The organism is Streptomyces sp. NPDC001880 (assembly GCF_053594575.1).
In genome coordinates this window covers 78,236-98,756 of the sequence record NZ_JBSFET010000021.1, presented here as the reverse complement: position 1 = coordinate 98,756, position 20,521 = coordinate 78,236, and the positions used below count along the sequence as shown (strand labels likewise).

The following is a 20,521-nucleotide window of genomic DNA, read 5'->3' as shown; positions in this document are numbered from 1 at the left end:
TGTGGGTCGAAGGCGGACGGGATGGGAGCTGGGGTAAGTGGTGGGTTGAGCGAGCGTGCAAGCGCGAGGCCTGAGGCGCCTTTCAGGGGCAGGGTCGCGCGGCCCGTCCCCTCACCTGCGGCCGGCAGTCAGACGGCGAGCGCCTGGGCGCGGCGCTTCACCTCCGTGCCACGATTCTCACTCAGCGCCTGGGCGGGGGTGCCCGGCAGGGTCGGGTCGGGAGTGAAGAGCCACTCCAGCATCTCTGCGTCGTTGTAGCCGTCGTCCCTCAGGAGCGTCAGGGTGCCGGAGAGGCCCTTGACCACCTTGTTGCCGTCGATGAAGCCGGCAGGCACCTGGAGCGTCCGGTTCTCACCACGTCGTACGGCGATCAGCTGGCCCTCCTTGACCAGCTGCCGCACGCGCGTCACCTCGACATCGAGCATTTCGGCGATGTCGGGCAGGTGGAGCCAGGCGGGGACGAGAGCATCGATCTTTGCGTCAATCTCGGTCACAGGACAAGCCTGCCATCCCGCACTGACAGCCGACACTCGGACTCAGCCCTTCAGGGCCTCCCGGACCACGTCGGAGACCCGGCAGTGGCTCCGCCGGTCGCCGGTGACCCAGCCGTGCGCGGTCGTCAGGGAACGCGCGCAGGGCGTGTTTCGAAAGTGGCGTCGTCCACCCGGAGGGGGCGTTTGGTGCGTGCGATCGCAAGGCGGAGGGTGGAGAACACAGCGCGCTGCGCCGACGACCGACAACGCGGCAGGCGTGCGCACCTGGCGCCCCGACCGGGCGGGACTTTCGAAACACGCCCAGGGCCGACGGGACCGGCGGCAGCGCGTCGACCGGGTCCTGGTGGTCGGCGGCCGGATCGGAGCCGGGCTTCGGAGCGGTGCCCGCGTCCGTCGGTACGGCGAGCGTGCCGCCGGCCAGGGTGATCGAGGCCGGGGCCACGGAGATCCTGCGCAGGGCACGGACCCATCCGTGTCAGGACATGTACTTCCTTCGGGAACGAGAGAGCCATCCAAAAGATGCACGATACACCGACTTCGGCCGCCACTCAAGGGGTTGCCCGCATGCCGGACGCTCCGCGCGCCCGGCGGCGCGCTACTGACGGACTGCCGACTTCAGCGGTACGGAGGGGTCGGCGGCCCGCGCCGGATCGAGCCGCGCCCCCGCCTCGATGAGCTTGCGCCCCTGTGCCAGATCGCGCGGCCGGCCGACGGCGAGCACCGCGACCAGCACGCCGTCGCGCAGCCAGCACACCGACCAGGCGGGCTCGGCCGGATCACCGCGCCACAGCAGGGTGTCGGCGCTCCCGTGGTGGCCCGCGTACTGCACGAACCGGTCGAACTGCTCCGACCAGAAGTACGGCACGGGGTCGTAGGCCACCGGCGGCGCGCCGTCCCCGGCGAGCGCCGCGATGATGTTGGCGGCGGCGGTGCGCGGACCCTGGAGCGCGTTGTCCCAGTGGTGGACGAGCAGGCGTTCGCCGTACCGGGCGGAGGGGAACGAGGCGCAGTCGCCGACCGCGTACACATCGGGCAGCGAGGTGCGCAGCGCCCCGTCCGCGGTCACCGATCCGTCGGGGCCGAGCTCGATGCCGGAGCCGGCCAGCCAGCCGGTGGCGGGCCGGGCGCCGATTCCGACGACGACCGCTCCGGCCCGGACCGTGCGGCCGTCCGCGAGGACCACCCGGCCCGGCTCGACGCGGTCGACCCGGGCGCCGGTGAGGAGTTCGGCGCCGATCTCCGCGTACCAGGCGGCCATCGGGGCGGCGACCTCCGCGGGCATCGCACCCGCGAGGGGCCGGTCGGCGGCCTCGACGACGGTGACCGCGCAGCCCGCGGCGCGGGCCGCGGTGGCGAACTCGGCGCCGATCCAGCCCGCGCCGACGACCACGACGCCGTGCTGCTCGTCGAGGACCGGCCGCAGCCGTGCCGCGTCGTCGAGGGTGCGCAGCAGATGGACGCCGGGTACGCCTTCCGCCCCGGGCAGGACGACGGGTTCGGCGCCGGTCGCGATCACCAGGACGTCGTAGGGAACGGGGCCCGACGGGGTGTCCAGTTCATGCGCCGCGGGGCGCACACCGGTGACCTCCCGGCCCAGTTGCAGATCGATCTCCAGCGCCTCGAAGTCGATGTCGAAGGCGGAGCCCTCGGCCTTGCCGAGCAGCACCGCCTTGGACAGCGGGGGCCGGTCGTAGGGCTGATGCGGTTCGGCGCCGATCAGGGTCAGGGAGCCGGTGAAGCCCTGTTCGCGCAGGGCCACCGCGGTCTGCACCCCGGCCATGCCGGCTCCGACGACGACGACGCGGCGTCCTGCCCGCCGGCCCGGCTGCTCTGACTGCTGCTGCTCGCTCACCCGTACACCTTAATCACCTGACGGAACGTCAGGAAAGGGCGAGTTCCTCGACCGTGCTCGTCCCGCTGCCCTCCTGCGACTCCCACTCCCACCGCTCGTCCAGCCGGACCCGGCCGTCCGCGAGGTCGACGACGGTGGAGACACAGTGGCCGCAGGACGTCGTTCCGTCCTGCTCGAGCTGGACGTACCGGAAGTCGAGCACGTCGCCGGTCCGGGTGCCGACGAGGTGGCCGCGGACCACGTCGCCGCCCGCGTACTCGGCCCAGATACGGCCGTCCTCCTCGTGGTACGTGAAGCGGGTACGGGTGCCGACCTGGCCGGGCGCCTGGTCGGCCACCGGTGACAGGACGAGTCCGTCGAGCGAACGGGCCACGGTGACTGCTCCCTCACCGGTCCGGGGAACGGGGTTTAGGGTGGCCGACGTAAAGCACTCGCGGGAGCCCGGACGCACCGGGCTGAGAGGGAGGCTGGCGGCCTCCGACCGTACGAACCTGATCCGGGTCATGCCGGCGAAGGGAGGGGCTGGAAGCCCATGCGTTCTTCTCGGAACGGAAACGGATCCGATGTCCTGGTCGTCGGGGGCGGGATCATCGGCCTGGTGACGGCCTGGCGGGCCGCGCAACGCGGACTGCGCACCGCGGTCGCCGACCCCGAACCGGGGGGCGGCGCCGCCCGGGTGGCGGCCGGCATGCTGGCCGCCGTCACCGAACTCCATTACGGCGAACAGCTGCTGCTGGGCCTCAATCTCGCCTCCGCCGCCCGCTATCCGGCCTTCGCGGCCGAGCTGGAGGCGGCGAGCGGGGTGGAGACCGGCTTCCGTGCCTGCGGCACCCTGGCCGTCGCGCTGGACTCCGACGACCGCGCCCATCTGCGGGACCTGCACGCCCTCCAGCGGCGTTCGGGGCTTGAGTCGCAGTGGCTCACCGGCCGTGAGTGCCGCCGTCTGGAGCCGATGCTCGCGCCGGGCGTCCGGGGTGGTCTGCGGGTCGACGGCGACCACCAGATCGATCCGCGCCGGCTGGCCGCCGCCCTGCTGACCGCCTGCGAGCGGGCCGGAGTGGTCTTCCACCGCGGCTGGGTGGAGCGCCTGAGCGTGGTGGACGACCGGGCCGCCGGGGCGGTGCTCGCCGGCGGTACGGAGCTCTCGGCCGACCAGGTCGTACTCGCTGCCGGCAGCCTCAGCGGCAGGCTGGCGGGGCTGCCGGACGAGGTCGTGCCGCCGGTCCGGCCGGTGAAGGGCCAGGTGCTGCGGCTGAACGTACCGGCGCCGTACGCGCCGTTCCTGAGCCGGACGGTACGGGCCCTGGTCCGGGGCAGCCACGTCTACCTGGTGCCGCGCGAGAACGGCGAACTGGTCGTCGGCGCCACCAGCGAGGAGATGGGCTGGGACACCACCGTCACCGCGGGCGGCGTCTACGAGCTGCTGCGGGACGCCCACGAGCTGGTGCCCGGCATCACCGAGCTGCCGCTCACCGAGACCCTGGCCGGCCTGCGCCCCGCCTCCCCCGACAACGGCCCGCTGCTCGGCCCCACCACTCTGCCCGGTCTCCACCTCGCCACCGGCCACCACCGCAACGGGGTCCTGCTCACCCCCATCACCGGTGACGTCATGGCCGAGCTCCTCACCGGGGGCGAGCCGCCCGAGCCGGCCCGTCCCTTCACTCCGCGCCGTTTCCCGTCCCCCGCCGTCTCCGTACGTCAGGAGCAGCCCGCATGACCGAGCCCGTGTCCCACGAGCCCGCATCCCCGTCCGAGCCCGCGCCCCTCTCCGTGTCCGTGAACGGCGAGGTCCGGCTCCTCGCCCCGGGCACCACCCTGGACGCCCTGGTCGCCACCCTGACCACCGCGCGCTCCGGCGTCGCGGCCGCCGTCAACGAGACCGTAGTACCGCGCGGCCGATGGTCCGCCGCCGCGCTCCTCGACGGCGACCGCGTCGAGGTCCTGACCGCGGTCCAGGGAGGCTGAACCATGCCGGACGACCTCTTCGCCCTCGGCGACGCCACCTTCGGCTCCCGGCTGATCATGGGTACGGGCGGGGCGGCCGGCCTCGACGTGCTGGAACGCTCCCTGACCGCCTCCGGCACCGAGCTGACCACCGTCGCGATGCGCCGCCTCGATCCGACCGTGCAGGGCTCGGTGCTCTCCGTCCTGCGACGGCTCTCCATCCGCGTGCTGCCGAACACGGCGGGCTGCTTCACCGCGGGCGAGGCCGTGCTGACCGCCCGGCTGGCCCGCGAGGCGCTCGGCACCGACTGGATCAAGCTGGAGGTGGTGGCCGACGAGCGGACCCTGCTGCCCGATCCGGTCGAGCTGCTGGACGCTGCGGAGATCCTGGTGGACGACGGCTTCACCGTGCTGCCGTACACCAATGACGATCCGGTGCTGGCCCGCAGGCTCCAGGACGTGGGGTGCGCGGCGGTCATGCCGCTCGGCTCCCCCATAGGCTCCGGGCTCGGTATCCGCAATCCGCACAACTTCCGGCTGATCGTCGAGCAGGCCCGGGTGCCGGTCATCCTCGACGCGGGCGCCGGGACGGCCTCCGACGCGGCGTTCGCGATGGAGCTGGGGTGCTCGGCGGTGATGCTGGCGTCCGCGGTGACCCGGGCCCAGGAGCCCGAGCTGATGGCCTCGGCGATGCGCCACGCGGTGGAGGCCGGGCGGCTGGCGTACCGGGCCGGCCGGATTCCGCGCCGCCACTTCGCCGAGGCGTCGTCGCCGGTGGAGGGGCTCGCGGTGCTGGACCCGGAACGCCCGGCCTTCTGAGCCGTCGGCACGGGCGTGGAGTGCGTGTCCCTGTCACGACTCGGCTGCGGTACTGCCTCACGAGTGCCCGGCCGTGGGCCGTGTCCCGCGGCGGCTCGTAGACTCACCTGCGTGGATACGACCCTCCAGGACCCTCTTGTCGGGCAGCTGCTCGACGGCCGCTACCGCGTCGATGCCCGCATCGCCGTGGGCGGCATGGCCACGGTCTACCGGGCCGTGGACACCCGGCTGGACCGGGTGCTCGCCCTCAAGGTGATGCACCCGGCGCTGGCGACCGACGCCTCGTTCGTCGAGCGCTTCATCCGGGAGGCCAAGTCCGTGGCCCGGCTCGCGCACCCCAACGTGGTCGCGGTCTTCGACCAGGGCGCCCAGGGGCAGTACGTCTACCTGGCGATGGAGTACGTCGCGGGCTGCACTCTGCGCGATGTGCTGCGCGATCGCGGCGCGCTCCAGCCGAGGGCCGCCCTGGACATCCTGGAGCCGGTCCTCGCCGCCCTGGGCGCGGCGCACCGGGCGGGCTTCGTGCACCGCGACATGAAGCCGGAGAACGTCCTGATAGGGGACGACGGCCGGGTCAAGGTCGCCGACTTCGGTCTCGTGCGGGCGGTGGGCACCGTCACCAACACCACCGGGTCCGTCCTGGGCACGGTCTCCTATCTCGCCCCCGAGCAGATAGAGGACGGCACGGCGGACACCCGCACCGATGTGTACGCCTGCGGCGTCGTCCTGTACGAGATGCTGACCGGGTCCAAACCGCACGGCGGCGACACCCCCGCCCACGTCCTCTACCAGCACCTCAACGAGGCCGTCCCGCCTCCGTCGGCCAATGTCCCGGGGCTCCCGGCCGCGCTCGACGACCTGGTGGCGAGCGCCACCGCCCGTGACCCCGAGCTCCGCCCGTTCGACGCGGTGGCGCTGCTCGCCGAGACCCGTGAGGCCCGCTCCGGTCTCACCGACGCCCAGCTGGACGCCGTACCGCCGCAGGCCACCGCCGAGGTGCGCGACGCCGCCGAGGACCGCACCAGCGTGATCCCCCGGCTGCTCCCGGCCGGCCAGGGCGTCACGCACCACACCAGCCGGCTGGAGATGCCCCCGCCCGAGCCGCCGCGGACCGCGGCGCGGGACCGGAGTCCTCTCGGGCCGCGGCGCTCCGTGATCGCCGTGGTCGTCGCCGTGCTGCTGGCGCTGGGGATCGGCACCGGTGTCTGGTACATCAACTCCGGGCAGTTCACCCAGGTGCCCTCGCTGCTCGGACAGACCGAGAAGAACGCCGAGCGGCGGCTCTCGGACGCCGGTCTGGAGGTCAAGGGCGTCAAACGGTCCTACAGCGACACCGTGGAGCGCGGCAAGGTCATCAGCAGCGACCCGGAGTCCGGCACCCGCGTCAGGGACAACGACGCGGTGACGCTCGTCGTCTCGCGCGGCCCCGAGATCGTGGAGGTACCCGACCTCAAGGACCTCTCGGTCGCCGATGCCAGGGCCGAGCTGAAGAAGGCCGGCCTGGTGCCCGGCATGGTCACCAAGGAGTTCAGCGAGGAGACGGTACGGGGCGACGTGATCCGTACGGACCCCGTGGCGGGCACCGAGCGCCATTCGGACTCAGCGATCGCCATGGTCGTCAGCAAGGGCACTCCGGTGGACGTCCCCGATGTCACCGGGCTGTCGGTGGCGGACGCCACCGCCGCGCTGGAGGAGGAGGGGCTCAAGGCCAAGGTGCTGCCCGGCCGGGTCAATTCCCCGGAGGTCGCCGGCGACATCGCCCGGCAGTCGCCGGGCGATGGGACCGAGGCCGCCGAGGGCGACACCGTCGAGCTGACGGTCTCCGACGGGCCGCGCATGATCGACGTCCCGGACGTCACCGGCAAGGACGTCGACGAGGCCACGAGCGAACTGGAGGACGCGGGCTTCGAGGTCAAGGTCGACCGCCCGTTCCTGTCCTTCAGCGACGCCGTCGCGAGCCAGTCCGTGGACGGCGGCAAGCAGGCGCCCGAGGGCAGCACCATCACCATCAAGACCAGGGGACTCTAGATCCACATGCGAAACCCAGTCGGCGGCCATGTTCCGGTGGCCGGCGGCCTCGCCAAGGCCGGCCTCCCCTACGCCCGCGAGATGGGGGCGGAGGCCGTCCAGGTCTTCGTCGCCAACCCGCGCGGCTGGGCGACCCCCGCCGGCAACCCGGCCCAGGACGAGCAGTTCCGTGCGGAGTGCACCGCCGGATCCATCCCGGCGTACGTCCACGCCCCGTACCTGATCAACTTCGGATCGCACACCGAGGCGACGGTCGAGAAGTCCGTGGAGTCGCTGCGCCACTCGCTGCGCCGGGCCCGCGAGATCGGCGCCCTGGGCGTCGTGGTGCACACCGGATCGGCCACCGGCGGACGGCCGCGCGAGCAGGCCCTGGCGCAGGTACGCACGCACATGCGGCCGCTCCTGGACGAACTGACCCACGACGACGACCCGTATCTGCTGCTGGAGTCGACCGCCGGGCAGGGATTCTCGCTCTGCTCGCGGACCTGGGACTTCGGCCCGTACTTCGACGCGCTCGACGCCCACCCCAAGCTCGGTATCTGCCTCGACACCTGTCACATCTACGCGGCGGGTCACGATCTGACCGGCCCCGCAGGCATGCGGCAGACCCTGGATCTGCTGGTTTCAACGGTCGGCGAGGGCCGGCTGAAACTGATCCACGCCAATGACTCCAAGGACGTGGTGGGGGCTCACAAGGACCGGCACGAGAACATCGGCGCCGGGCACATCGGCGAGGGACCGTTCCGTGAGCTCTTCTCGCATCCGGCGACCGCGGGCGTACCGCTGATCATCGAGACGCCGGGCGGCAAGGAGGGCCACGCGTCGGACGTGGCCCGGCTGAAGGGGCTGCGCGACAACTGATTCCCCCCGTTGAGGAATACCCCATGGGGGTATACGGTCAGAGCTCGGGGCCGTCCCCTGACTCTTCCTGGTAGGAGTAGCGCTGCTCGCTCCACGGGTCACCGATGTTGTGATAGCCACGCTCCTCCCAGAAGCCGCGGCGGTCGGCCGTCATGTATTCGACGCCCCGGACCCACTTGGGCCCCTTCCAGGCGTAGAGGTGCGGCACGACGAGGCGGAGCGGAAAACCGTGCTCGGCGGTGAGCAGTTCGCCGCCCTTGTGAGTGGCGAAAAGTGTTCGGTCCGAGGCAAAGTCGGAGAGCCTCAGATTGGAGCTGAAGCCGTACTCGGCCCAGACCATCACATGGGTGACGTTCGGCGCGGGCGGCGCCAGCTCAAGTACCGTACGGGCCAGAACCCCGCCCCATTCGGCACCGATCATGCTGAATTTCGTGACGCAGTGCAGGTCGGCGACTATCGAGACGAACGGCAGCACCGAGAACTCCTGATGGTTCCAGCAGTGCTTCTCGCCGTCCGCGGTGGCCCCGAAGACCCGGAACTCCCAGCGGTCGGGCTTGAACTTGGGCACGGGTCCGTAGTGGGTAACCGGCCAACCACGCTGGAGTCGCTGTCCCGGCGGTAGCTCGGACTGCTCTGACGCGCGGTGTTCCCGGCTTTCCGGCTGACCCATGACTCCATGGTGACAGACAGGCAGGGGTGGTCCCGACCAGGGCAGGGAAGAATCAGGACAACTCACAGTAAGCCTGTACTTACTGGACGGCCATCGGGTGCGATGACAAGATGCGGCCAACTTGCCCAGTTCACCGGTTGGAAGGAGCCTCTGCGATGCAGGGCGACCCCGAGGTCCTTGAGTTCCTGAACGAGCAGCTGACCGCAGAATTGACGGCCATCAATCAGTACTTCCTGCATGCGAAGATGCAGGACAACTTCGGCTGGACGAAGCTCGCGAAGTACACCCGCTCCGAGTCGTTCGACGAGATGAAGCACGCCGAGATCCTCACGGACCGCATCCTCTTCCTCGAAGGACTCCCCAACTACCAGCGGCTGTTCCATGTGAGGGTGGGCCAGACCGTCACCGAGATGTTCCAGGCAGACCGTCAGGTCGAGGTGGAGGCGATCGACCGCCTCAAGCGCGGGATCGAGCTGATGCGCGGCAAGGGCGACATCACGTCCGCGAACATCTTCGAGTCGATCCTGGAGGACGAGGAGCACCACATCGACTATCTCGACACCCAGCTGGAACTGATCGAGAAGCTCGGCGAGCCGCTCTACATCGCCCAGCAGATCGAGCAGCCGGACAGCTAGGGCGTGATTCGAAGGCAGCGTCGTCCGCCCGGAGGGCGCCCCCGGCCAGGCGGTACCTTCGAAACACGCCCCAGGGCCTTCGTTCGGATCAGGCCGCGTCGGGGAGTGGGATTCCCGGAGCCACGCCCGGGGCGATACCGGGAGTGATGCCCGGGGCGGTCCCGGGCGCGGCCTGAGAGGTGATGTCGGCGGCAGTGCCGGGCGTCCGCTTCCGGTCGAGCAGTTCGCGGCGCGGACAGGTGCCGCGGCCGAGCACGGCCTGGATGGCCCGGACGCAGTTGCCGCAGTCGGTGCCCGCCTTGCAGGCGGAGGCTATCTGCCTGGGCGTGCAGGCCCCGGCGTCCGCATGCTCCTTGACCTGCTTCTCCGTGATGCCGAAGCAAGAGCAGACGTACACGCGGTTCACCTCCCGGCGGGTTCGGTCGTTCACTGCCACCCCGTCTAACGGTGAGGCTAACCTAACCTTACCCGGCGCGGAAGGCGCTGAAAGCCCCCGAACGCCCTGTGGGGCACGGATCACATCGATCCGTGCCCCACAGTCGTACGCGCGCCACCTGCGGCGGTGCCTACTGGTTCCGGTACATCTCGGCGACGAGGAACGCCAGGTCGAGCGACTGGCTGCGGTTGAGCCGCGGGTCGCAGGCCGTCTCGTAGCGCTGGTGCAGATCGTCCACGAAGATCTCGTGTCCGCCGCCGACGCACTCGGTGACGTCGTCACCGGTGAGCTCGACATGGATGCCGCCCGGGTGCGTACCGAGGGCCTTGTGCACCTCGAAGAAGCCCTTGACCTCGTCCAGGACGTCGTCGAAGCGACGGGTCTTGTGGCCGGAGGCGGCCTCGAAGGTGTTGCCGTGCATCGGGTCGGTCACCCACGCCACGGTGGCACCGGAGGCGGTGACCTTCTCGACCAGGGCCGGGAGCTTGTCGCGGACCTTGTCGGCGCCCATGCGGACGATGAAGGTCAGCCGGCCGGGCACGCGCTCGGGGTCGAGGCGTTCGATGTAGCCGAGCGCCTCGTCGACCGTGGTCGTCGGGCCGAGCTTGATGCCGATGGGGTTGCGGATCTTCGAGGCGAACTCGATGTGCGCGCCGTCCATCTGGCGGGTGCGCTCACCGATCCAGACCATGTGGCCGGAGGTGTCGTACAGCTCGCCGGTGCGCGAGTCGGTACGGGTCAGCGCCGACTCGTAGTCCAGCAGCAGGCCCTCGTGCGAGGAGTAGAACTCGACCGCCTTGAACTCGGCCGGATCCGTGCCGCACGCCTTCATGAAGTTCAGCGCGTTGTCGATCTCGCGGGCGAGCGCCTCGTAGCGCTGGCCGGACGGGGACGACTTCACGAAGTCCTGGTTCCAGGCGTGCACCTGGCGCAGGTCGGCGTAACCGCCGGTGGTGAAGGCGCGGACCAGGTTCAGCGTGGAAGCGGACGCGTGGTACATCTGCTTCAGCCGCTCCGGGTCCGGGACGCGGTCCTTCTCCGTGAAGGCGAAGCCGTTGACGGAGTCGCCGCGGTAGGTCGGCAGGGTGACGCCGTCACGGGTCTCGGTCGGCTTGGAGCGGGGCTTGGAGTACTGACCGGCGATCCGGCCCACCTTGACGACGGGCACGGAGGCCGCGTACGTCAGGACGGCACTCATCTGGAGCAGCGTCTTCAGCTTGGCCCGGATGTGGTCGGCCGACACGGCGTCGAAGGCCTCGGCGCAGTCACCCCCCTGCAGCAGGAACGCCTCGCCCTTGGCGACGGCTCCCATGCGGGCGCGCAGCTGGTCGCACTCGCCCGCGAACACGAGGGGCGGATACGACGCGAGGTCCGCGAGTACATCGCGCAGAGCCTCGGCATCGGGGTACTCGGGCTGCTGCGCCGCGGGAAGGTCTCGCCAGGTGTTGCCACCGGCGACGGAGGTATTGGCGTTCACGGTCACGACCCCAACACTACGGGTTTTGGCGGTAGGTCCATCCGTGCGCTCAATAGTTGAGACACGCGCTCGGACGTTGCCGGTGTCCGCTAGGGTTCTGGACATGTTCGCGCAGAAGAACCAGAACTGGTGGTGGACCGCTCATCCGGCGGCCCACTGACAATCGCGCGCGACAGACCACGCGAAGGCCGCCCGAGGGGCGGCCTTCTCCGCGTTCTGGGGAGCCGTTCCTCCATCCGGAAGGAACACCCCCATGCCCCACCGCACCGCAGCCGTCGTCCGGCGACTCCTGAGTGACCACTGCCCACCGTTCGCGCTGCTGCGCAGGCGCACCCCCGGCCGCGACCAGGACACCGTCGAGGTGCTGATCGGCCCGGTGCGGGAGGCGGACCGGCTCGCCGATCTCCCCGTCGGTGAGCTGCCCTCGCTCGCCCTGGTTCCGTTCCGGCAGATCGCGGAGCGCGGTTTCGATGTGCGCGACGACGGGACACCGCTGTCCGTGCTGGTCGCGGAGGAGACGTACGAGCTGCCGCTCGCCGAGGTGCTGGACCACCTGCCGGTCCGGGACGTGCGGGTCGAGGGCGGCGCGTTCGATGTCGGGGACGAGGAGTACGCCGGGATCGTCCGGCGGGTCGTCGAGGACGAGATCGGGCAGGGTGAGGGCGCGAACTTCGTCGTCCGGCGGACCTTCCGGGGGGAGATCCCCGGCTTCGGCCGGGCCGACGCGCTGGCTCTCTTCCGGCGGCTGCTGGCCGGTGAGCGCGGCGCGTACTGGACCTTCGTCGTGCACACGGGTGACGGCGGGCCCGAAGGGCCTTCCTCATCGGGGCGGCGGAGGGCGACGGGTGACGGCGGGCCCGAAGGGCCTTCCTCATCGGGGCGGCGGAGGGTGACGGGTGGGCGGACGCTGGTCGGCGCCAGCCCGGAGGTGCATGTGCGGATGTCCGGCGGGACGGTCGTGATGAACCCGATCAGCGGGACGTACCGCTACCCCGCCGAGGGCCCGACCGCGGAGAGCCTGCTGGCCTTCCTCGCCGACCGCAAGGAGACCGAGGAGCTCTCCATGGTGGTCGACGAGGAGCTGAAGATGATGTGCACCGTCGGCGACATGGGCGGGGTGGTGATCGGGCCGCGGCTCAAGGAGATGGCCCATCTCGCCCATACGGAGTACGAGCTGCGCGGGCGCTCCTCGCTGGATGTGCGGGAGGTGCTGAAGGAGACCATGTTCGCGGCGACGGTCACCGGCTCCCCGGTGCAGAACGCCTGCCGGGTCATCGAGCGGTACGAGCCCGGCGGGCGCGGCTACTACGCGGGGGCCCTGGCGCTGCTGCGGCAGGAACCGGGCGGGGCACAGACCCTGGACTCGCCGATCCTGATCCGTACCGCCGACATCTCGGCCGACGGCGCGCTGCGGGTGCCGGTCGGGGCGACGCTCGTACGTCACTCCGATCCGGACGGCGAGGTCGCCGAGACCCACGCGAAGGCGGCCGGAGTGCTCACCGCGCTCGGGGTGCGGCCCGGCCGGCCGGTGGACGAGGCGGCCCGGCCGCGGCTGGCGGGCGACCCTCGGGCGCAGGCGGCGCTGGATGCCCGGCGGGACGGTCTCGCGCCGTTCTGGCTGCGGATGCAGGAGCGCACCCACGCGTTGACGGGGCGGGCGCTGGTGATCGACGGGGAGGACACCTTCACCGCGATGCTGGCGCATCTGCTGCGCTCCTCGGGCCTGGATGTGTCGGTCTGCCGCTATGACGAGCCGGGGCTGCGCGAGCTGGTGCGGGCGCACGAGGGTCCTGTCGTACTGGGTCCCGGGCCGGGGAATCCGGGCGACACCGCCGATCCGAAGATGCGCCTGATGCGCGGGCTGGCCGCCGAGCTGGTCCGCGATCACCGGCACGGCCTGCTCGGGGTCTGCCTCGGCCATGAGCTGATCGCGGCGGAGCTGGGGCTGGAGATCGTCCGCAAGACCGTGCCTCACCAGGGCGCGCAGACCCGGATCGAGCTGTTCGGGCGGCCGGAGACGGTGGGCTTCTACAACAGCTTCACCGCGCGCTGCGACGAGGCGGTGGTCACCGAGCTCGCGGCGCACGGTGTCGAGGCGAGTGTGGACGCGGCGACCGGTGAGCTGCACGCACTGCGCGGACCGGGCTTCGCCTCGGTGCAGTTCCACCCGGAGTCGGTGCTGACGCTGCGCGGCGCGGGGATCGTGGCCCAGCTGCTGGCGGGGCTGCCGGTGGCCGGCTGAACATACGGCCCAGGCCGCTGCCCCGCCGCTCGGCCGAACGGGGTGCTCAGGCGTCGTCGAGGCCGCGTTCGATCGCGTACCGCACGAGCTCCACGCGGTTGTGCAGCTGGAGTTTGCCCAGGGTGTTCTGCACGTGGTTCTGCACGGTGCGGTGCGAGATGACCAGCCGCTCGGCGATCTGCTTGTACGAGAGGCCCTTGGCGACCAGCCGCAGCACCTCGGTCTCGCGCTCGGTGAGCTGCGGGGCCTTGGGCTCGTCGGAGGCGACGGGCGCGGGGTCGGAGGCGAGCCTGCGGTATTCGCCGAGGACGAGTCCGGCCAGGCCCGGGGTGAAGACGGGGTCGCCGACGGCGGTGGAGCGCACGGCCTCGGTCAGCTCCTGGGTGCTGGCCGACTTGAGCAGATAGCCGGTGGCGCCGGACTTGACCGCTTCCAGTACGTCGGCGTGCTCGCCGCTCGCGGAGAGCACGAGCACCCGCAGCCCCGGGTGGGAGCCGACGAGCTCCTTGCAGACCTGGACGCCGGGCATGCCGGGCAGATTGAGGTCGAGTACGAGGACGTCGGGGGTGACGGCCTTCGCCCTGCGGACCGCCTGCGGTCCGTCACCGGCGGTCGCCACCACCTCGAAGCCCGACTCGGAAAGGTCACGGGCGACGGCGTCGCGCCACATCGGGTGGTCGTCCACCACCATCACCCTGATGGTCCGCTCCTCGGCGGTCCGGGTGTTCTCCGTGCTCATCTCGCTGATCCTGCCTTCCCCCGTGAAACCTTCGGAACCTTCAACTCGACCTCGGTGCCCTGGCCGGGCACCGAGACCAATTCCGCCGTGCCGCCCAGGTCACGCAACCTCCCCCGGATCGACAGGGCCACCCCCATCCGCCCTTCCCCCTCGGCCTGGGCGAGCCTTCCCTCCGGGATTCCGGGGCCGTCGTCCCGGACCGTCACGATCACCTCGTCCGGCCAGTCCTCGACCAGGATCCATGCCTGGGCATTCTCCCCCGCGTGAACCCTGACATTGTCCAGGGCGGCACTGACAGCGGCCGCCAGCTCCCTCGCGGCCGCCGGGGCCAGCAACACCGGAGCGCCCGGCTCCGCGAAGCTGACCCGGGCGCCTGCGTGCGGGGCGAGCAGGGAGCGCAGATCGCAGTCGGCACGGCCGGGCGGTTCGTCGTCGACCTCCACGCTGCGGACCACGGCGCCCTGGGCGGCGTCCTCGGAGACCCGGGTTGCGGGCACAAGACCGCTGGAGACCAGGGTGCGCAGAGCGACTTCCTGTTCGCCGGCCATCCTGCCCAGCTCGGCTGCCTCCCCGCCCAGCGCGGTGCCGCGGCGCTGCACCATCGCGAGGACCTGGAGCACGCTGTCGTGAATGTCCCGGGCCAGCCGTTCCCGCTCGCGGGTGGCGGCCTCGATCTCCAGGGCGCGGGCGAGTGTGCGCTCACTGGCCCTGGCGACTTCGACGACGTACCCGATCGCGATGGAGGCGACCCAGACCAGCAGCACGTTGTGGAAGGTCTCCCGGCTGGGGTCGCCGCGCTCGACGATGTTGACGAGGGCGACGAAGGTGGAGGCGAAGGCCGCCCAGCGCCAGCCGCCCTTGACCGCGAAGGCCAGCACGGAACCCGCGGTCCAGATCGACGGCAGCGTCGGGCCGTCGACCTGCTGGGCCTCGAAGTCGGCGAGCGGGGTGAGGAGTATCCCGGCCAGGGCGATGGTCAGGTCGGCACCCAGGAAACGCTTGGTGCAGGCGGCGGCGCCCGCGACCTTCGGAAGGGTGGCGAGCGTCCAGACCACCATCACCACCAGGAAGGCGATGGCCACCCACGGCCGGTCGTACTTCTCCCGGCCGAAGACGGAGAGCAGGACCGCGTACACCATCGTCAGGATGCGGTACGCCCTCAGCGCACTCCACAGCGGCTGCTCGACCGACATCCGTACGACGCGCTCGCGCCTGGCCACTTCCCCCACCCCCCGGACAGCACCGGCGCACTCACGCGCCGTACCGTTCCTTCAGCCTTGCGTTCCGGATTCGGTGCCCTTGTGCTTCTCCGCCTCGGCGCGGCGTTTCGCGTCTTCCGCGATCTGCCGCTTGGCCGCCGTCGCGTAGATGTCGACGTACTCCTGGCCGGAGAGCTTCATGATCTCGTACATCACCTCGTCGGTGACCGAGCGGAGGATGAAACGGTCCCCGTCCATGCCGTGGTAGCGGCTGAAGTCGAGCGGCTTGCCGATCCTGATCCCCGGACGCATCAGCTTGGGCATCACCTGGCCGGGTGGCTGGATCTTCTCCGTGTCGATCATTGCAACGGGGATGACGGGCGCTCCGGTGGCCAGCGCCACCCTGGCGAGCCCGCCGGGCTTGCCGCGGTAGAGACGGCCGTCGGGCGAGCGGGTGCCCTCCGGGTAGATGCCGAAGAGGCCGCCGCTCTCGATGACCGCGATGCCCGCCTTGATGGCCGCCTCACCGGCGCCGCGGGCGCCCGAGCGGTCCACCGGGAGCTGGCCGACGCCCTTGAAGAAGGCCGCGGTCAGCTTGCCCTTCACGCCGGGTCCGGTGAAGTACTCGGACTTGGCGATGAAGGTGACCTTGCGGTCGAGGACGGCCGGCAGGAAGAACGAGTCGGAGAACGACAGGTGGTTGCTCGCGAGGATCGCCGGTCCCTGCGCGGGAATGTTCTCCAGGCCCTCCACCCATGGCCGGAAGGCGAGCTTCAGACCCCCGCCGATGGAGAACTTCATTGCGCCGTAGATCAACTCGGGTGCCTCCTGTGTGCTGTCGGACAGACCTTAACCCGTGGGCCTCCCGCGCTTCCGCCCGGCACGGAGCCGGTGCGGCGGCCGGAGGCGGTGACGGCCCTGGTCGGTGTCAGCCCGGTCGCGTACGGTGAAGTAATCCTTCTGTACTCCCCCCTTTCGCTCCCCTTCGAGCCTCACGAACAGGAGACCCCGGTGCCGGTCCTTCCTGGAGCCGAGCCGTTCCGCCACGAGGGCGGAGAGGTCGGCGTCCTTCTCTGTCACGGATTCACCGGTTCCCCGCAGTCGCTGCGCCCCTGGGCGCAGTATCTGGCGGAGCGCGGGCTCACCGTCTCGCTGCCCCTGCTGCCGGGACACGGCACCCGCTGGGAGGACATGCAGCTCACCGGCTGGCGGGACTGGTACGCGGAGGTGGACCGGGAGCTGCGCGCCCTGCTGGAGCGGTGCGGCCAGGTCTTCGTCTTCGGGCTGTCCATGGGCGGCACGCTGACGCTGCGGCTGGCGGCGAAGCACGGGGACGCGATCAGCGGCCTGGTGCTGGTCAATCCGGCGAACAAGGTGCACGGCCTGTCGGCGTACGCGCTGCCGGTGGCCCGGCATCTGGTGCGGACGACGAAGGGTCTGGCGAGTGACATCGCCCTGCCGGGCTCCGAGGAGGTGGGGTACGACCGGGTGCCGTTGCACGCGGCGCATTCGCTGCGGAATTTCTTCCGTCTGGTCGACGCCGAACTCCCCCAGGTCACCCAGCCGATCGTGCTGCTGCACAGCCCGCAGGACCATGTGGTGCCGCCCGCCGACTCGGCCCGCATCCTCGGCCGGGTGTCGTCGACGGACGTCGAGGAGATCCTGCTGGAACAGAGCTACCACGTGGCGACGTTGGACCACGATGCGGAGCGGATCTTCGACGAGAGCTATCGGTTCATCGGCCGCCTCGCCCCGAGCGTCGGAAAGAAGGGGAGCACGTCAGGTGGCTGAGCACGACGCGGAGCGCGCGGGTGGCGAGGAGGGGCGCGAGCCCCTTCCCGCGGAGGGGGCCGCCGTGCCCGACGACGGCACGGTTCCGCAGGACGCCGCTGCCCGGGAGGCGTCGCCGGGCGCCGACGGTGACCGGTCCGGGCCGTCGGTCGACGAGGACGCGGCGTGGCAGGCGATAGTCGCGGGGTACGGCGAGGAGCCGCCGGACCCGCCGGGCACCAAGCCGTTCCGGTCGGTCGAGGATCTCGCGCTGCTGGAGGACGGTCAGCCCGGCGTCCTGGATCCCGACAAGGGGCTGGGGAAGAAGTCCGCGAAGCCGCCGGAGAAGCCGCTCGGCAGCTCGATCGTGTTCGCCCCCGGCGTCGCGGGCCCGCGCGACTACGAGGTCGCGGAGCCGAAGGACGACGACCTCGACGACGGCGACGAGGGGCATTTCGTCCCCCCGGAGCCGCCGCCGCTGCCGGAGGCCGATGTCACGGCGAAGTTCGCCTGGCTCGCGGTCGTCGGCGGTCCGGTGCTGATGCTCCTCGCGGTGGTGCTGCGGTGGGACATGACCTGGTGGCTCACGACGGTCTGTGTCGGTGGCTTCCTGGGCGGTTTCGTCACGCTGGTGGCCCGGATGAACGACGACGACGAGGACGACGACGACCCGGGGCGCGGGGCGGTGGTCTGAAAGAAGGGGGCGCTGCGGCGGGCGGTCCGGTCCGGTTCAGGGCAGAATCGCGGGCACCCGCAGCGCCGCCAGCACCGGCAGGTGGTCGGTGGCGGCCCGCAGGTCCGCGTCGGTGACACCGGGCAGGCCGGCGGGGACACCACAGCCGAGTACCTCGATGCCGGCGGTCGCGAAGACCGCGTCGATGCGCCGTCGCGGGTGGTCCGGCGCGAAGGTGTTCTCCCCGCCCCAGGGCCGGACCGCCCAGCAGTCCTGGAGCCGCTCGGCCAGCCGCCGGAACGCGCTGCCGGTCGGTACGTCGTTGAGGTCGCCGGCCGCGATGGCGTGCTCGACGCCCATCGCGTCCAGCCGTTCCAGCAACAGCTCCGTCTGGGCCAGGCGTTCGTCCCGCTGCAGGCTCAGATGGAAGCTCAGCAGACCGATCCGGGTGCCCGCGATCCGTACCACCGATGTGGCGAAGCCCCTGCGGTGCAGTCCTGGGGTGAGCGGCAGCAGCACGTCCTGTGTCCGCTCCACGGTGGCCCGCAGCGAGCAGAGCAGCAGCGGTCCGGCCGCGGTGGCGCCGCCACTGAGGAGGACCAGGTCGGTGTGGGCCGCGAGCCAGGCGGCTCGCTTGCGCCAGCGGAAGAAGCGCGGGGCTTCCTGGATGAAGACCAGGTCGGGGGCACAGACGCTGATGACGCGGGCCAGCGCCTCGCGGTCGTCGCGCATCGACCGGACGTTGTAGCTGAGCACTCGGATGACGGCCGAACCATCCGGCTCGGTACGGGAGTCGGGCAGTGGCGTCAGGACCATGTGGCTCACGATACGACGGACGCCCGCCGCTCCCACAGGGGCGCGACGGGCGTCCGGTTCGGTCCGGTCCGTTCGGCCAGGGCCTGGCCGGTGGATCAGGGGCGGTCAGGGCGCGATGTCCGGTGCGGTGCATCGCAAGGCGCCGGGACGTCCTGACAGCGGAGCCATTCGGACGTTTCGGCAACGCCGCGAAGTGCCGTGCCGGACGCCGCGCCCCGGACAGGATCCAGCCGGCCAGGCCCTGGGGCGTGTTTCGAAAGTGGCGTTGTCCGCCCGGACGCCCCCGACCAGGCGGGACTTTCGAAACACGCCCTAGCCCTGGCGGGCCAGGTCGGCCGCGCCCACCAGTCCGGCCTTGCCTCCCAGTTGGGCCGCGAGCACCTGGGCGTGCGGGCGCCATTCGCCGCCGATCAGCCAGCGCCGGAACGACTTGCGGATCGGGTCGAGCACCAGCTCGCCCTCGTCCGACACACCGCCGCCGACGATGAACGCCGAGGGGTCGAAGAGCGAGGCGAGGTCGGCGAGTCCGGCGCCGGCCCAGCGGGCCAGCTCGCGGAACGAGTCGACCGCGACCGGGTCGCCCTGCCGGGCGGCCTGGCTGATGTGCTTGCCCTCGATGCCGTCCACCGTGCCGTCGCCGAGCGACAGCAGGATCGTGGCGTTCTCGGGGGTGGCGTTGGCGCGCTGCTTGGCGTACCGGACGAGCGCGCGTCCGGACGCGTACTGCTCCCAGCAGCCCTGGCTGCCGCAGCCGCAGAGCAGACCGTCCGGGACGACCCGGATGTGGCCGAACTCGGCGGCCACGCCGAAGCGTCCGCGGCGCAGCTTGTTGCCGATGATGATGCCACCGCCGAGGCCGGTGCCGAGCGTGATGCAGATGACGTCGTCATGGCCCTGTCCGGCGCCGAAGCGGTATTCGCCCCAGGCCGCGGCGTTGGCGTCGTTCTCGACGACGACGGGAAGACCGACGCGCTGTTCGACTTTGTCCTTCAGCGGCTCGTGCCGCCAGTCGATGTTCGGCGCGAACAGGACGGTGGCGCGCTTGTCGTCGACGTATCCGGCCGCGCCGATGCCGACGGCATCGATCCGGTGGCCCTCGCTCGCGCCGGACACCGCCGCCGCGATCGCGTCCACGATGCCTTCAGCCGTCGGCGGGGTCGGCACCTTGAACGTGGAGAGGATGCGGCCCTCTTCGTCGACCACTCCGGCCGCGATCTTCGTGCCGCCGATGTCGACGCCGATGGTGAGTCCCATGAATCCCTCAGTTCCGGTCGAGCCCCGCTGGGGCCAACCGTACCCGAGCCGGGGCCCGGCCCTTTCGGTGCCGGTCAGTCCAGGTCGATGTGCTCGCCGGTGGCGGGGCCCTCGTCACGGGGGTCGGAGGGGTCGTCGGCCTTCTTCTCGCTGCCCGCGGGGTCCCCGGCACCCTGGGTCCAGCGGCGTTCCTGGCCCTCGACGGCGGAGCGGTAGGCGGCGAGGAGTTCGTTTCCGGCCGCGGCGATGTGGTCGAAGACATCCGGATTGCGCTCGATGACGGGCTCGACCACGGATTTCGCCTGCTTGATGATCTGCTGCACGGTGCCCTGCGCCGCCGCGCCGAACAGCGGCGTCTGGAGGGACGAGACCTTGTCGGCCACGGCGTCGACCAGCTTGCGCAGTTCCTCGGCGGCGGAGCCGGGCGGCGGGCCGTACTGGGTGCGGCGGCGGGCCTTCTCCGCTTCGAGGTCCTCGGCGCAGGCCTTCGCCCACGCGTCGTCGTCGACGGGACGATCGGTGGCATCGCTCATGGCGGACTCCTGCGACGTGGTGTACCGGCGACCCGGCGTACGGGGCACCCACTACCGACGTTACCCGAACCGTGGGGCG

22 protein-coding genes and 1 riboswitch are annotated in these 20,521 nt (G+C 71.2%); of the genes, 10 read left to right on the top strand and 12 right to left on the bottom strand.

The window, feature by feature from the left end; all coding sequences use genetic code 11:
- Positions 1–128: 128 nt before the first annotated feature.
- The 3 genes from ACWCQ6_RS15360 to ACWCQ6_RS15350 all read right to left on the bottom strand — a co-directional run bounded on the left by ACWCQ6_RS15360 (position 129) and on the right by ACWCQ6_RS15350 (position 2,719).
- Positions 129–494, bottom strand: a complete 366-nt coding sequence (locus ACWCQ6_RS15360; RefSeq protein WP_451089287.1) for an Rv2175c family DNA-binding protein — start codon at positions 492–494, stop codon at positions 129–131.
- A 595-nt stretch (positions 495–1,089) separates the two neighbouring features.
- A complete protein-coding gene (locus tag ACWCQ6_RS15355; protein ID WP_451089286.1) occupies positions 1,090–2,346 on the bottom strand; it encodes an NAD(P)/FAD-dependent oxidoreductase in 1,257 nt (418 codons plus the stop codon).
- 28 nt (positions 2,347–2,374) lie between these two features.
- A complete protein-coding gene (locus ACWCQ6_RS15350) occupies positions 2,375–2,719 on the bottom strand; it encodes a hypothetical protein (RefSeq protein ID WP_451089284.1) in 345 nt (114 codons plus the stop codon).
- Positions 2,720–2,769: 50 nt separating this feature from the next.
- Positions 2,770–2,881, top strand: a riboswitch (TPP riboswitch).
- On the opposite strand from ACWCQ6_RS15350, the gene thiO reads away from it, so the two are divergent.
- From thiO to ACWCQ6_RS15325, 5 genes are all read left to right on the top strand, one after another.
- Positions 2,879–4,063: a glycine oxidase ThiO gene (thiO, locus tag ACWCQ6_RS15345; protein ID WP_451089282.1), complete on the top strand. Its 1,185-nt coding sequence runs from the start codon at positions 2,879–2,881 to the stop codon at positions 4,061–4,063. Its footprint overlaps the riboswitch before it by 3 nt.
- Positions 4,060–4,311: a sulfur carrier protein ThiS gene (gene thiS / locus ACWCQ6_RS15340; protein WP_451089280.1), complete on the top strand. Its 252-nt coding sequence runs from the start codon at positions 4,060–4,062 to the stop codon at positions 4,309–4,311. The genes thiO and thiS overlap by 4 nt, the downstream gene beginning before the upstream one ends.
- A 3-nt stretch (positions 4,312–4,314) precedes the next feature.
- Entirely contained in the window at positions 4,315–5,109 is a 795-nt protein-coding gene (locus ACWCQ6_RS15335; protein ID WP_451089278.1) for a thiazole synthase, read from the top strand.
- Between the two features lie 111 nt (positions 5,110–5,220).
- Positions 5,221–7,137, top strand: a complete 1,917-nt coding sequence (gene pknB, locus ACWCQ6_RS15330) for a Stk1 family PASTA domain-containing Ser/Thr kinase (protein ID WP_451089276.1) — start codon at positions 5,221–5,223, stop codon at positions 7,135–7,137.
- 6 nt (positions 7,138–7,143) lie between these two features.
- A complete protein-coding gene (locus tag ACWCQ6_RS15325) occupies positions 7,144–7,998 on the top strand; it encodes a deoxyribonuclease IV (protein WP_451089274.1) in 855 nt (284 codons plus the stop codon).
- Between the two features lie 37 nt (positions 7,999–8,035).
- Here the strand turns inward: ACWCQ6_RS15325 and ACWCQ6_RS15320 are convergent, their stop codons facing one another.
- The gene (locus ACWCQ6_RS15320; RefSeq protein WP_451089272.1) at positions 8,036–8,668 is read right to left on the bottom strand and encodes a sulfite oxidase-like oxidoreductase; all 633 of its coding nucleotides are present in this window, start codon (positions 8,666–8,668) and stop codon (positions 8,036–8,038) included.
- Between the two features lie 155 nt (positions 8,669–8,823).
- Here ACWCQ6_RS15320 and bfr point away from each other — a divergent pair, with 155 nt between their 5' ends.
- Positions 8,824–9,303, top strand: coding sequence for a bacterioferritin (bfr, locus tag ACWCQ6_RS15315; protein ID WP_451089270.1), 480 nt, complete (start codon positions 8,824–8,826; stop codon positions 9,301–9,303).
- 88 nt (positions 9,304–9,391) lie between these two features.
- Here the strand turns inward: bfr and ACWCQ6_RS15310 are convergent, their stop codons facing one another.
- The gene (locus ACWCQ6_RS15310) at positions 9,392–9,700 is read right to left on the bottom strand and encodes a (2Fe-2S)-binding protein (protein WP_451089268.1); all 309 of its coding nucleotides are present in this window, start codon (positions 9,698–9,700) and stop codon (positions 9,392–9,394) included.
- Positions 9,701–9,869: 169 nt separating this feature from the next.
- Entirely contained in the window at positions 9,870–11,216 is a 1,347-nt protein-coding gene (locus ACWCQ6_RS15305; RefSeq protein ID WP_451089295.1) for a class II 3-deoxy-7-phosphoheptulonate synthase, read from the bottom strand.
- A gap of 103 nt (positions 11,217–11,319) precedes the next feature.
- On the opposite strand from ACWCQ6_RS15305, the gene ACWCQ6_RS15300 reads away from it, so the two are divergent.
- A complete protein-coding gene (locus ACWCQ6_RS15300) occupies positions 11,320–11,376 on the top strand; it encodes a trp operon leader peptide (protein ID WP_148835614.1) in 57 nt (18 codons plus the stop codon).
- A gap of 93 nt (positions 11,377–11,469) precedes the next feature.
- The gene (locus ACWCQ6_RS15295; RefSeq protein WP_451089266.1) at positions 11,470–13,458 is read left to right on the top strand and encodes an anthranilate synthase family protein; all 1,989 of its coding nucleotides are present in this window, start codon (positions 11,470–11,472) and stop codon (positions 13,456–13,458) included.
- A 46-nt stretch (positions 13,459–13,504) separates the two neighbouring features.
- Here ACWCQ6_RS15295 and ACWCQ6_RS15290 read toward each other — a convergent pair whose 3' ends face one another.
- From ACWCQ6_RS15290 to ACWCQ6_RS15280, 3 genes are read right to left on the bottom strand one after another with little or no spacing between them, the layout of a single operon-like run.
- Positions 13,505–14,197, bottom strand: a complete 693-nt coding sequence (locus ACWCQ6_RS15290) for a response regulator (RefSeq protein WP_451089264.1) — start codon at positions 14,195–14,197, stop codon at positions 13,505–13,507.
- Positions 14,194–15,417 (bottom strand): MacS family sensor histidine kinase, encoded by a 1,224-nt coding sequence (gene macS, locus ACWCQ6_RS15285; protein ID WP_451089262.1) that lies wholly within the window; start codon positions 15,415–15,417, stop codon positions 14,194–14,196. The genes ACWCQ6_RS15290 and macS overlap by 4 nt, the downstream gene beginning before the upstream one ends.
- 51 nt (positions 15,418–15,468) lie before the next feature.
- Positions 15,469–16,212 carry a lysophospholipid acyltransferase family protein gene (locus tag ACWCQ6_RS15280; RefSeq protein ID WP_451089260.1) on the bottom strand — a complete coding sequence of 248 codons (744 nt, stop codon included), beginning with the start codon at positions 16,210–16,212 and terminating at the stop codon, positions 15,469–15,471.
- Positions 16,213–16,407: 195 nt separating this feature from the next.
- Here ACWCQ6_RS15280 and ACWCQ6_RS15275 point away from each other — a divergent pair, with 195 nt between their 5' ends.
- Both ACWCQ6_RS15275 and ACWCQ6_RS15270 read left to right on the top strand, forming a co-directional pair.
- Positions 16,408–17,187, top strand: a complete 780-nt coding sequence (locus tag ACWCQ6_RS15275) for an alpha/beta hydrolase (protein ID WP_451089258.1) — start codon at positions 16,408–16,410, stop codon at positions 17,185–17,187.
- Positions 17,180–17,860, top strand: coding sequence for a hypothetical protein (locus tag ACWCQ6_RS15270; protein ID WP_451089256.1), 681 nt, complete (start codon positions 17,180–17,182; stop codon positions 17,858–17,860). The genes ACWCQ6_RS15275 and ACWCQ6_RS15270 overlap by 8 nt, the downstream gene beginning before the upstream one ends.
- A gap of 36 nt (positions 17,861–17,896) precedes the next feature.
- Here the strand turns inward: ACWCQ6_RS15270 and ACWCQ6_RS15265 are convergent, their stop codons facing one another.
- The 3 genes from ACWCQ6_RS15265 to ACWCQ6_RS15255 all read right to left on the bottom strand — a co-directional run bounded on the left by ACWCQ6_RS15265 (position 17,897) and on the right by ACWCQ6_RS15255 (position 20,442).
- Positions 17,897–18,655 (bottom strand): endonuclease/exonuclease/phosphatase family protein, encoded by a 759-nt coding sequence (locus ACWCQ6_RS15265; RefSeq protein WP_451089254.1) that lies wholly within the window; start codon positions 18,653–18,655, stop codon positions 17,897–17,899.
- A 312-nt stretch (positions 18,656–18,967) separates the two neighbouring features.
- Positions 18,968–19,909 carry an ROK family glucokinase gene (locus ACWCQ6_RS15260; RefSeq protein WP_451089252.1) on the bottom strand — a complete coding sequence of 314 codons (942 nt, stop codon included), beginning with the start codon at positions 19,907–19,909 and terminating at the stop codon, positions 18,968–18,970.
- Between the two features lie 74 nt (positions 19,910–19,983).
- Positions 19,984–20,442, bottom strand: coding sequence for a DUF5304 domain-containing protein (locus tag ACWCQ6_RS15255; RefSeq protein ID WP_451089249.1), 459 nt, complete (start codon positions 20,440–20,442; stop codon positions 19,984–19,986).
- Positions 20,443–20,521: the final 79 nt, after the last annotated feature.

Coding starts and splice junctions, on each gene's coding strand:
- thiS (WP_451089280.1), top strand. CDS start 4,060: ATGACCGAGCCCGTGTCCCACGAGCCCGCATCCCCGTCCGAGCCCGCG.
- bfr (WP_451089270.1), top strand. CDS start 8,824: ATGCAGGGCGACCCCGAGGTCCTTGAGTTCCTGAACGAGCAGCTGACC.
- ACWCQ6_RS15255 (WP_451089249.1), bottom strand. CDS start 20,442: ATGAGCGATGCCACCGATCGTCCCGTCGACGACGACGCGTGGGCGAAG.
- ACWCQ6_RS15290 (WP_451089264.1), bottom strand. CDS start 14,197: ATGAGCACGGAGAACACCCGGACCGCCGAGGAGCGGACCATCAGGGTG.
- thiO (WP_451089282.1), top strand. CDS start 2,879: ATGCGTTCTTCTCGGAACGGAAACGGATCCGATGTCCTGGTCGTCGGG.
- ACWCQ6_RS15335 (WP_451089278.1), top strand. CDS start 4,315: ATGCCGGACGACCTCTTCGCCCTCGGCGACGCCACCTTCGGCTCCCGG.
- ACWCQ6_RS15265 (WP_451089254.1), bottom strand. CDS start 18,655: ATGGTCCTGACGCCACTGCCCGACTCCCGTACCGAGCCGGATGGTTCG.
- ACWCQ6_RS15320 (WP_451089272.1), bottom strand. CDS start 8,668: ATGGGTCAGCCGGAAAGCCGGGAACACCGCGCGTCAGAGCAGTCCGAG.
- ACWCQ6_RS15260 (WP_451089252.1), bottom strand. CDS start 19,909: ATGGGACTCACCATCGGCGTCGACATCGGCGGCACGAAGATCGCGGCC.
- ACWCQ6_RS15295 (WP_451089266.1), top strand. CDS start 11,470: ATGCCCCACCGCACCGCAGCCGTCGTCCGGCGACTCCTGAGTGACCAC.
- ACWCQ6_RS15325 (WP_451089274.1), top strand. CDS start 7,144: ATGCGAAACCCAGTCGGCGGCCATGTTCCGGTGGCCGGCGGCCTCGCC.